The organism is Haladaptatus sp. (assembly GCF_049589095.1).
In the GTDB taxonomy this organism is placed as follows: Archaea; Halobacteriota; Halobacteria; order Halobacteriales; family Haladaptataceae; genus Haladaptatus.
Genome location: NZ_JBAWAC010000679.1, coordinates 1 through 9,877, shown reverse-complemented (window position 1 = coordinate 9,877; position 9,877 = coordinate 1). Strand labels below are relative to the sequence as shown.

12 protein-coding genes are annotated in these 9,877 nt (G+C 60.5%); 7 read left to right on the top strand and 5 right to left on the bottom strand.

Annotation, left to right across the window (positions count from 1 at the left end; genetic code table 11):
• On the bottom strand, positions 1-320 hold a 320-nt coding region (locus WBV42_RS21285; RefSeq protein ID WP_423987812.1), incomplete at its 3' end, for a PKD domain-containing protein.
• Positions 321-618: 298 nt separating this feature from the next.
• On the opposite strand from WBV42_RS21285, the gene WBV42_RS21280 reads away from it, so the two are divergent.
• The 3 genes from WBV42_RS21280 to lrpA1 all read left to right on the top strand — a co-directional run bounded on the left by WBV42_RS21280 (position 619) and on the right by lrpA1 (position 3,979).
• Positions 619-2,508 (top strand): 2-oxoacid:acceptor oxidoreductase subunit alpha, encoded by a 1,890-nt coding sequence (locus WBV42_RS21280; RefSeq protein ID WP_423987811.1) that lies wholly within the window; start codon positions 619-621, stop codon positions 2,506-2,508.
• Between the two features lie 2 nt (positions 2,509-2,510).
• Positions 2,511-3,446: a thiamine pyrophosphate-dependent enzyme gene (locus WBV42_RS21275; protein WP_423987810.1), complete on the top strand. Its 936-nt coding sequence runs from the start codon at positions 2,511-2,513 to the stop codon at positions 3,444-3,446.
• A gap of 104 nt (positions 3,447-3,550) precedes the next feature.
• A complete protein-coding gene (lrpA1, locus tag WBV42_RS21270; protein ID WP_423987809.1) occupies positions 3,551-3,979 on the top strand; it encodes an HTH-type transcriptional regulator LrpA1 in 429 nt (142 codons plus the stop codon).
• 15 nt (positions 3,980-3,994) lie between these two features.
• On the opposite strand, the gene WBV42_RS21265 is transcribed toward lrpA1, so the two are convergent.
• A complete protein-coding gene (locus tag WBV42_RS21265) occupies positions 3,995-4,600 on the bottom strand; it encodes an arsinothricin resistance N-acetyltransferase ArsN1 family B (protein WP_423987808.1) in 606 nt (201 codons plus the stop codon).
• Positions 4,601-4,705: 105 nt separating this feature from the next.
• Between WBV42_RS21265 and WBV42_RS21260 the strand changes: the two genes are divergently transcribed.
• Both WBV42_RS21260 and WBV42_RS21255 read left to right on the top strand, forming a co-directional pair.
• Complete coding sequence (locus WBV42_RS21260; protein ID WP_423987807.1) at positions 4,706-5,185, top strand: SRPBCC family protein; 480 nt, start codon at positions 4,706-4,708, stop codon at positions 5,183-5,185.
• A 34-nt stretch (positions 5,186-5,219) separates the two neighbouring features.
• Entirely contained in the window at positions 5,220-5,777 is a 558-nt protein-coding gene (locus WBV42_RS21255; RefSeq protein WP_423987806.1) for an FAD-dependent oxidoreductase, read from the top strand.
• A 33-nt stretch (positions 5,778-5,810) separates the two neighbouring features.
• Here WBV42_RS21255 and WBV42_RS21250 read toward each other — a convergent pair whose 3' ends face one another.
• The gene (locus tag WBV42_RS21250) at positions 5,811-6,860 is read right to left on the bottom strand and encodes a M42 family metallopeptidase (protein WP_423987805.1); all 1,050 of its coding nucleotides are present in this window, start codon (positions 6,858-6,860) and stop codon (positions 5,811-5,813) included.
• A 112-nt stretch (positions 6,861-6,972) separates the two neighbouring features.
• On the opposite strand from WBV42_RS21250, the gene WBV42_RS21245 reads away from it, so the two are divergent.
• On the top strand, positions 6,973-7,230 hold the full coding sequence (locus WBV42_RS21245; RefSeq protein ID WP_253227973.1) for an MTH865 family protein: 258 nt from the start codon (positions 6,973-6,975) through the stop codon (positions 7,228-7,230).
• On the opposite strand, the gene WBV42_RS21240 is transcribed toward WBV42_RS21245, so the two are convergent.
• Positions 7,231-7,461, bottom strand: a complete 231-nt coding sequence (locus WBV42_RS21240; RefSeq protein WP_066142688.1) for a hypothetical protein — start codon at positions 7,459-7,461, stop codon at positions 7,231-7,233. It abuts the gene before it with no gap.
• Between the two features lie 76 nt (positions 7,462-7,537).
• A complete protein-coding gene (gene pdhA / locus WBV42_RS21235; protein WP_423987813.1) occupies positions 7,538-8,578 on the bottom strand; it encodes a pyruvate dehydrogenase (acetyl-transferring) E1 component subunit alpha in 1,041 nt (346 codons plus the stop codon).
• A 232-nt stretch (positions 8,579-8,810) separates the two neighbouring features.
• On the opposite strand from pdhA, the gene WBV42_RS21230 reads away from it, so the two are divergent.
• Positions 8,811-9,877: M28 family peptidase (locus WBV42_RS21230; protein WP_423987804.1), on the top strand; the 1,067-nt coding region annotated here is incomplete at its 3' end.

The following is a 9,877-nucleotide window of genomic DNA, read 5'->3' as shown; positions in this document are numbered from 1 at the left end:
CTCGTCCCGTCCTCGTCGGTAACCGTCAGGGAAACCGCGTATCGTCCGACTTCGTTCGGGTGAAACCGGGTTTGCGGACACGTTCGACAGTTCGGCGTGATTGTTCGTCCGTCCGGGGTTCGTATCGACCATTCGTATCGCTCGATGCGGCCGTCCGGGTCGTGTGATCCGGAGGCATCGAGGAGGACCGTGCTTCCGCGCGCGACGTGCTGGTCGAGTCCAGCGTCGGCGAGTGGTGGTTCGTTTGCCGCCGCTATCGTCGGGAAAAATACCGTCGTGAGGAGGAGTAATACCGAAATACTCGAGACGACTCGATACATGTTATTCGGCGAGTTTTGTGTCCTTTTACTTTAAAAAGTTACTTGATTTATAGTACATATTATATTAAACTATTAACAGGTTCGGCGACTTTGCAACGAGACGGAGACCACCTTCGCGTTCATTTATTGCTATTTAAATAACCATTACTAAATGGGAAGTTTATTTTAGGAGAAACGGTGAAATCAGCCGGTAGACGCCATCTATCACAAAAGTTCCTTGCTAATCTATGGCAAAGGCTTTACCAGCATGCGATACAATTCTTATCCACCAGGCCCGGGAGGCCATGGAGTTTCAATTATGACGGATGACGAACTCATCTGGCGAATCGCAGGCGGTTCCGGTGACGGGATCGACTCGACGAGTCAGAACTTCGCAAAAGCCCTCATGCGAGCAGGGTTACACGTATTCACGCATCGACACTATCCGTCGCGCATTCGCGGCGGCCACACCTACGTGGAGATTCGCGCGGCGGACCACGAAGTCAAATCGCGCGGGGACAACTACAACTTCCTCCTCGCGCTCGGAGACAGCTTCGCGCGGAACCCACAGGAAGAAGCATACTACGGTAACGAGGAAATCAAGCCCCTGACGGAGAACTTGGACGAACTCCGCGAGGGTGGAGTCATCATTTACGACTCCGGCTTGCTCGACACCGATGAAATTCCGGACTTCGATGCACGTGTCGAGGAGAACAACTGGCACGTCTTCGATCTGGACCTCCGCGGACTCGCCAAGGAGTACGGCCGTGAGATCATGCGGAACACGGCCGGCGTCGGCGCGACCTGCGCCATCATCGGGATGGACCTCGACATCATCGAAGACCTGATGGCCGAGGCCATGCCGGAGAAAATCCTCGAACCGAACCTCGAAGTCCTCCGTGCGGCCTACGAGGACCTCAACGAGAACTACGACACGGACGTCGGCGTCACGCTCCCCGAGAGCGACTACGACGACGACAAGGTGCTCATCTCGGGCAGCCACGGTATCGCCTACGGTGCCATCGACGAGGGATGCCGGTTCATCTCCGGATACCCGATGACGCCGTGGACGGACGTGTTCACCATTATGACCCAACATCTCCCCGACCTCGGCGGAATTTCCGAGCAGGTCGAGGACGAGATCGCCGCCGCGGCGCTCGCAATCGGTGCGAGCCACGCGGGCGCAAAGGCGATGAGCGGGTCGTCCGGCGGTGGGTTCGCACTGATGTCCGAACCGCTGGGTCTCGCCGAAATCAACGAGACACCCCTCGTGTTGGTCGAATCGATGCGTGCTGGTCCCTCGACCGGAATGCCGACGAAACCCGAACAGGGCGACCTCGAACACGTCCTGTACACGAGTCAGGGCGACTCGAACCGCGTCGTGTTCGCGCCGGGTGACGCACGCGAATCGTACATCCAGACGCGAAAGGCGTTCGAACTCGCGTACAACTACCAGCTTCCGAGCATCATCCTCTACGACCAGAAGCTCTCCGGCGGTCACGAGACCGTTCCGGAATCCACGTTCGACCGTGACCCGAACCCGGACATCGGGGAAGTCGTCACGGAAGAGGAGATAGAACAGGGAGAACGCCTCGCCGGTCGGTTCAAGCGCTACCGCTACGACGGCGAGAACGGCGTCAGTCCGCGGTCCCTGCCGGGACAGAAGGGCGGCAACTTCCTCGCCTCGGGTAACGAGCACAACGAAGCCGGTCACATCAGTGAGGACCCGGACAACCGTGTCACGCAGATGGACCGTCGTATGGAGAAACTCGCGGCCATCCGCGAGGAACTCAACGACATGGACGAGTCCCACCAGACCGTCTACGGCGACGAGGACGCCGACTACGCCATCCTCAGCTTCGGTAGCATGAAGGGTGCCGTCGAAGAGGGCGTCGAGATGCTGAACGAGGATGGCCACTCGGTCAAGACGATGAACGTCAGCGACATGGTGCCGTTCCCGAAGAAGGAGGTCAATGCCTTCCTCGAAGACGTCGACGAGGTGCTCGTCGTCGAGATGAACGCCACGGCACAGTTCCGCCGACACATCCAGGCGGCGACCGGCAAGCACGGTGACAAGCTGTTCAGCCTGCTGAAATACGACGGCAACCCGTTCGAGCCTTCGGAAGTCGTTGACGGCTTCGAAGCACGAATCGACGGCGACGCCAACCCAGCGCACAACACGCGCATCGAATCCGCAACGGGTGACTGAAAATGAGTGTATTCAACGCAATCGACGAAGAACGAGACATCGACGTGAACGAGTTCACGCCCAGCCTCGAACCACAGGCGACGTGGTGTCCGGGCTGTGGTGACTTCGGCGTCCTCAAGGCGCTGAAACAGGCGATGCCCGAGGTCGGCCGCACACCGGACGAGACGCTCCTCGTCACCGGTATCGGCTGTTCCGGGAAGCTGTCGAGCTACTTCCAGAGCTACGGCTTCCACTCCATCCACGGGCGGTCCCTGCCGGTCGCACGCGCGGCCAAACTCGCCAACCCCGACCTCGAAGTCGTCGCCGCCGGCGGTGACGGCGACGGGTACGGAATCGGCGGGAACCACTTCATGCACACGGCTCGTGAGAACCACGACATGACCTACATCGTCTTCGACAACGAGATCTTCGGACTGACGAAGGGGCAGACCTCGCCCACGTCGCCGAAGGGACACAAGTCGAAGACTCAGCCGAACGGGAGCGCGAAGAGTCCGATTCGACCGCTCTCGCTCTCGATCACCTCGGGTGCAACGTACGTCGCCCGAACAGCGGCGGTCAACCCGAACCAAGCGAAGGAAATCCTCACCGAGGCGATGGAACACGACGGGTTCGCCCACGTGGACTTCCTCACGCAGTGCCCGACGTGGAACAAGGACGCAAAGCAGTACGTCCCGTACATCGACGTGCAGGACAGCGATGACTACGACTTCGACGTTCACGACCGCCGTGAAGCGATGCAGATGGCGCACGACACCGAGGACGCCCTCTACGAGGGCAAAGTCCTCACCGGTCGCTTCTACGTGAACGACGAGCGACCCTCCTACCAGCAGGAGAAACAGTCGACGGGCGACATGCCGGAATCGCCGCTCGCAGAGCGGTACTTCGACGACGATTACGAGTGGGAACGGAGCTACGACCTGCTCGACCGCCACAAGTAATCTCGTTTCGCCGTTCTCGTCATTTCGAACAACCTTTTCGTGGCTGTCAATGTGTTTTTCACTTCGCAAGGTATTTTTTCCTGTGCGGGAAACATCCTGGTATCATGAGTACGGAATCGACCGAAGACCGTATCCTCCACGTCTTAGAGGACGATGCACAGGCGTCGTACTCGGAAATCGCGGCTCGCGCTGGCGTTTCGAAGCCAACGGTCCGAAAGTACATCGAAAAGCTCGAAGAGGAAGGCGTTATCGTCGGCTATTCCGCCGAAATCGACCCGAAGAAGCTGTCCAGTCAGAGCATCGCGCTCGTCGGCATCGATGTCGAAAGCGAACGGTACGTCGAAGCGACGCGGGCGCTCCAGAATCTGGACGATATCGACACCCTCTACACGTGTAGCGGCGACCACATGCTGATGGCCGAAGTTCGCGCACCGAACGGCGGCGCGGTCGGCACCGTCATCAGTGACGACATCCTCACCATCGACGGTGTCACCGCGGCCCATCCGTCGTTTCTTCAAGAACGTCTCAAGTAGTCTTCCGAGTGCGTCTCACGAGAGCCGTATCGATCCGCGGCCGAGTCCTACCGCATCGTCCCTGACGCTCCCGTCGAGTGCGGACAGCGAGCGCGGCGGTGTCGGTTCAGCCTCGTCTCCGTTGGTTTCCACGGAGAGTCGTAAGTGCCACCAGCCGACGCTCCGCCACGTACCGCCCTTGTAGCCGACGTCTCGATACGTCCCGATTTGCTCGAATCCCAGCGACTCGTGCAGGCCGACGCTGGCCGGATTCGGGAGCGCGATTCCGGCGTAGGCGTTGTAATATCCCTGTTCTCGGAGGAGTGCGAACAGCGATTCGTAGAGTCCCCGTCCGATACCCGACCGATGGTGATCGGAACGAACGTACACCGAAACGTCCACCGACCACTGGTAGGACTCCCGAGATCGATGAGGACTCGCGTAGGCGTATCCGAGGAGTTCGTCGTCGTGGACACAGACCAACCACGGGTACGTCGGAAGGGTGGCTTCGATCCGATTTTCGATCTCCGCTTCGTCGGGTGGCGTCCGTTCGAAGGAGATGACCGTTTCCCGGACGATCGGGGCGTAAATGTCGGTGATCGCCTCGGCGTCGGCCGGTTCGACGAGTCGAATATCGACCATGCTCAGTTGCCGTCTCTCGCGATTATAAAACTCCCTGTGACGGCGATAACGCGCTCTTACTGGTTACGCACAAGCATTTTTACCGGAGAGCGGGAACTATCGGCAATGGCTATCTATCAGCGGGAAGTGTGGGTCGATGCGCCGTTCGAGGACGTATGGCGGTTTTACTCGACCACGGACGGTTTGGAGGCGCTCACGCCGGGGTGGATGAACCTTCGGGTGGAGGGGGTTCGTGGTCCGGACGGCGAGGCGGACCCGGACGTCCTGGAGGCGGGAACCCAAATCCGCATGTCGCTTCGTCCCTTCGGCGTCGGTCCGCGTCAGCGTTGGACTTCGACCATCGTCGAGCGCGAGGAGGAGAATTACGCGGCGATGTTTCGGGACGAGATGTCGGACGGACCGTTCCCCGAGTGGGAACACACACACCAGTTCTACGCGGGTGACCTGCAGCAGACGCTCGTCCGTGACAAGGTGGAGTATCGGTTTCCAGCGCTCGGCGAGGCGGGAAACCCGCTCGCAAAGGTCGGCTTCGAACCCATGTTCCTGTATCGGCACGCGAAGACGAAGCACTTGCTGGAGCGATGAAGTTTATGCACGTCAGCGTGGTACGTGACATCTCATGTCAGACGTAGCTGTCATCGGCGGCGGTCCTGCCGGACTGAGCGCGGCGCTGTTCACCGCGAAGAACGGACTCGATACGGTCGTGTTCGACACGGACGGCACCGCGATGCACGCGGCGCACCTGTTCAACTACCTCGGAATCAAGAGCATCGATGGGGACGAGTTTCTGGAGGTCGCTCGCGAGCAGGTGGACGAACAGGGTGCCGAACGAAAGCAGGGCGAGGAGGTAACGAACGTCGAGGAGTCGGACGACGGGTTCACCGTGACGACGGAGAACGGCGAGTACGATGTGACCTACGTCGTCTTCACGACCGGACAATCGCGTGACATGGCCGAGGCGCTCGGCTGTGAGTTGAACGACAACGGTACGGTGAAAACCGATTCGGATAGCGCAACGACGGTCGAAAACGCCTACGCCGCCGGGTGGACAGCCCGTTCGGACAAGATTCAGGCGGCGATATCGGTCGGCGGCGGTGCGGCCGCAGGATTGGATATTTTGAGCATCGAAAAGGGTCGTGCGTTCCACGACTTCGATACGCCGGACGACGCGGAGTGACGGTGTTCGGGCGACCGTCCGGTAGTTTGGAGACTACAACGAGTAGTCGTGCTCTCCGTCCTCGGTTTCGAGGAAGGCCGTGAGCAGGTCGATGGTTGCCGACACGTCGTCGCCGTTGGCGCTCTCGGTGACGGAGTGGAGATATCGGGTCGGAATCGAGATCGCGCCGACTGGCTTCGCGCCGTAGGTGTTCTGGAACCCGGCGGTGTCCGTCCCGCCCGAGGGGAGTACTTCGAGCTGATACAGGATGTCTTCCGCTTCCGCCACCGAGCGCATTCGTTTGTGGACTTTCGGCGTCGTGACGACGCTGCCGTCCTTGAGCTTTATCGCAGTGCCGTCCCCGAGACGAGTCACGTAATCCCGCTTCTTACTTACCGCCGGGAAGTCGTTCGCGACGGTCACGTCGAGGGCGACCGCGAGGTCGGGGTCGACGTCGACACCGAGCGCGCTCGCACCACGAAGGCCGACCTCCTCCTGAACGGTCGCACAGAAGTGGATGGTCGCGTCCGGGTTCTCGATGCGTTTCGCCGCCTCCAGCATGGAGAACAGACAGATGCGGTCGTCCAGTGCCTTTCCGGAGACGTTGTTACCGACTTTCGTCGTCGTCTGTTCCATCGTGACGATGTCGCCCACGGAGACGCGTTCGTCGGCCTCGTCGGCCGGGAGGCCGAGGTCGACGTAGATATCCTCGACGTCCTCCTCGCCTTCGTCGCCGTCCAGGAGATGCGGCGGTACCGACCCGATGACGCCCGTCAGGTCCTCGTCATCCGTGTGGACGGTGACGCGCTGTGCCCGCAGAACACGGGGGTCCCACCCGCCGAGCGCGTCCAGGGAGACGAACCCGTCGTCGTCCACGTAACGAACCATGAACCCGATCTCGTCCATGTGTGCCGCGACGGCGACTTCGTAGTCCTCCGTCCCCTCGATGGTTCCGATGACGTTCCCCATCGCATCGGTGTGAAGTTCGTCCACTTCGGGTTCCATCTCCCGTCGAACGATTTCGCGGATCCGGTCCTCGTATCCCGCCGCCCCGTTCGTCTCCGTCAGTTCGCATAACAAGTCGAAATCAAAATCGAATTCCATATCGAATCTTTCGCGTATCGGAGTATAAACCTCCCTGAAGCGGTGAATAAACTCACAACTTGTGTATTGTGGTTCCGGAACGTTTTTGCCGATTACTCACACAAGGAGTGACATGGCCGACAAAGAAGCGGAATTCCGACAGCAGTTTCACGACGCATTCGAAGGCGCGGATTACCCGGTCAGCAACCCGATGGAACTCGTTCCGGCGCTCCCGAACGGGCCCGGTACGCGTTTCGAAGCGGGCGACACCAGTCTGACCGCGATGGAACTGGCGACGAAGATGAACGACACGCAGGATTTCCCCTACGATACCGTCGACGAACTCGTCGATGACCTCATCGAGGGGATGAAACAGAAGGATATGCTGTAACTACTCCTCGTTTTCATCGGGAAGTGCGATCAGTAACACTTCCCAGACGTCCTGTTGCTCGTTGAATCGGCTGTCGATGACCCGGTCGTTTTGCCCGAGTGGAATCGGTTGTTGTGGATGTGAAACTTCGAGCCACGTCAGCGTCGGCTCGGTAATTTTCATCTCGGCGATATCGGCCAGTTTCTCAGTCTCGGCACCGTACTCTCCCGGTCCGCGTTCGTGACGTTCCATCGGAAATCCCCGTCTCGGCTACCACAGCACGACACATAACGCTGCTGGCGAGTGAGATCGAAAATCGGCAAGGAGGTTATCGGTCCACGTCGGGATTCTCGGGAACGGCGTCACGCTGACGCGGATGCCGTGGGTGTTCGCTCGCGTAGACGTGGTCGAAGATGGCGTCCACGTCGTAGCCGTCGTGTGCGTCGGCCGCTTCGACGGCCTCCGCGACCGGTGCCTTCGCCTCCTCCCGAAGCGACTCCTCGTCCTCGTCCGTCCAACCGTGTTCGGTTTCGAGATACTCGCGGGTACGAACGAGCGGGTCCTTCTCTGCCCACTCGTCGACCTCGGCCTCATCGCGGTACTTCGTCGGATCGTCCGTCGTCGTGTGGGCACCCTGTCGATACGTGACGGCCTCGACGAGTATCGGTTCGCCCTCCTTCGCGCGTTCGAGCGCGTCGGAGACGGTTCGATAGACCGCGAGCACGTCGTTGCCGTCCACGCGAACGCCCTCGAAGCCGTAGGCCCCTGCCTTCTGGGCGATGGTCGCGCTCGCGGTCTGGCGCTCGCGCGGCACCGAAATCGCCCACTGGTTGTTCTGGCAGAAGAAGACGGTGGGCGTCTCGAACACACCTGCGAAGTTCAGCGCCTCGTGGAAGTCACCTTCGCTCGTCGCTCCGTCCCCGAAACTCGCCAGGACGGCACAGTCGTCGTCCTTGTAGCTCGCGCCCATACCGACGCCGACGGCGTGGGGCAGTTGGGTGGCGATGGGAATCGTCGGCGGGAACGTCCGCAGTCCCTCGGCATCCTCGCGGTCCACGTAGTTTCCCGCCCCCGAAAGGTGCAGGAGGATGTCCCGCATCGCGTGGCCACGGGTGATGTAGATGCCGTGGTCGCGGTAGGTCGGGAAGCAGTAATCGTCCGGTGACAGCGCGTATGCCGCACCGACTTGGGCCGCTTCCTGTCCCTGCAAGGGCGCGTAGGTTCCGATCCGTCCCTGCCGGTGGAGCGAGACGGCTTTCTGGTCGAACGTCCGGGCGAGTACCTGTAATCGGTACATCTTCTCCACATCCGTCGAGGAGAGATTCACGTCCCCATCGACGTTGCCGTCGAGTCCAACCACGCGCGCCATATCCGGAACTTGTGAAGCCATATCGTAGAATCACCGACTGTCTATCGGTCAATCGTCATCATTCGTTATAAAACATCGCCATAGAAGGAATATCGAAGAAGATATTCAGCCACCTTAAGTACCTTGATTATAAATCACCGAAAATATTGCCGGTTCCACGTGGATAACTAACGATTCGTTGGGATATTACGTTTCGAAACATTTAGGCTACCACTGCGATATGTGGAAGCGTATGTCACAGTGGATCGGACGGACGTTCACGAGCGATGCAGGATGGAATTTTCTCGAAACGATAGTCGATATCGGAGACCGCATGACCGGCAGCGACGGCGAACGGGAAGCCGCCGAAGTGACCCGCGATACGCTCACCGACGTCGGCGCACGGAACGCCCGCCTGGCCGAGTTCGACGTGCAGGGGTGGACACGGGGGACGAGTTCGATTACGGCGGGCGACACGACACAGGAGAGCATCGCCCTCCCGCGCAGTCCCGCCGGATCCGCGAGCGGTGAACTGATCGACCTAGGATACGGTCTCCCGTCCGATTTCGAGAAACACGACATCGAGGGGAAGGTCGTCATGGTCGCCTCGAACGTACCGAGTTATTTCGACCGGTTCATCCACCGCCGGGAAAAGTACTACTACGCCGTCGACGGCGGGGCGGCCGCCTTCGTCTTCCGAAACCACGTCGAGGGCTGTCTCCCGCCGACCGGCAGCGTCGGCACCGAGGAAGACCCCATCGGCGACATCCCCGCCGTCGGTGTCTCGAAAGAGGTCGGGACGCGACTCGCTCGGCGGTGGGACGGTGACGAGGTGACGGTCGACGTCGATGCCGAGATTTACGACGCGACCAGCCAGAACGTCCACGCCGAGTTGGGTCCGGACACCGAACAGGAAGTACTCGTCACCAGCCACATCGACGCTCACGATATCGCGGAGGGAGCGATGGACAACGGCGCGGGAACCGCGATGGTCGTCGAGATAGCCCGCGTGCTCGCCGAGCGCGAGGACGAACTCGACACGAAGGTCCACTTCGTCGCCTTCGGTGCCGAGGAAGTCGGTCTCGACGGGTCGGCCCACATGGCGAGCGAAACCGATTTCGACGGCATCAAAGCCATCCTGAACAACGACGGCGTTGGTCGCGGTCGGACGCTCACGTTCACCACCCACGGGTTCGACGCGCTGGACGACGCCGCCCACGAAGTCGCGGACGAGTACGGCCACCCCATCAGCACGATTCCCCACCAGGGACCGCACAGCGACCACTGGCCGTTCGTTCAGTGGGGCGTGCCGGGCTATCA

Bases quoted from the DNA above. Each gene is read 5' to 3' on its own strand.
- WBV42_RS21280 (WP_423987811.1), top strand. From the start codon at position 619: ATGACGGATGACGAACTCATCTGGCGAATCGCAGGCGGTTCCGGTGAC.
- WBV42_RS21275 (WP_423987810.1), top strand. From the start codon at position 2,511: ATGAGTGTATTCAACGCAATCGACGAAGAACGAGACATCGACGTGAAC.
- lrpA1 (WP_423987809.1), top strand. From the start codon at position 3,551: ATGAGTACGGAATCGACCGAAGACCGTATCCTCCACGTCTTAGAGGAC.
- WBV42_RS21265 (WP_423987808.1), bottom strand. From the start codon at position 4,600: ATGGTCGATATTCGACTCGTCGAACCGGCCGACGCCGAGGCGATCACC.
- WBV42_RS21260 (WP_423987807.1), top strand. From the start codon at position 4,706: ATGGCTATCTATCAGCGGGAAGTGTGGGTCGATGCGCCGTTCGAGGAC.
- WBV42_RS21255 (WP_423987806.1), top strand. From the start codon at position 5,220: ATGTCAGACGTAGCTGTCATCGGCGGCGGTCCTGCCGGACTGAGCGCG.
- WBV42_RS21250 (WP_423987805.1), bottom strand. From the start codon at position 6,860: ATGGAATTCGATTTTGATTTCGACTTGTTATGCGAACTGACGGAGACG.
- WBV42_RS21245 (WP_253227973.1), top strand. From the start codon at position 6,973: ATGGCCGACAAAGAAGCGGAATTCCGACAGCAGTTTCACGACGCATTC.
- WBV42_RS21240 (WP_066142688.1), bottom strand. From the start codon at position 7,461: ATGGAACGTCACGAACGCGGACCGGGAGAGTACGGTGCCGAGACTGAG.
- pdhA (WP_423987813.1), bottom strand. From the start codon at position 8,578: ATGGCGCGCGTGGTTGGACTCGACGGCAACGTCGATGGGGACGTGAAT.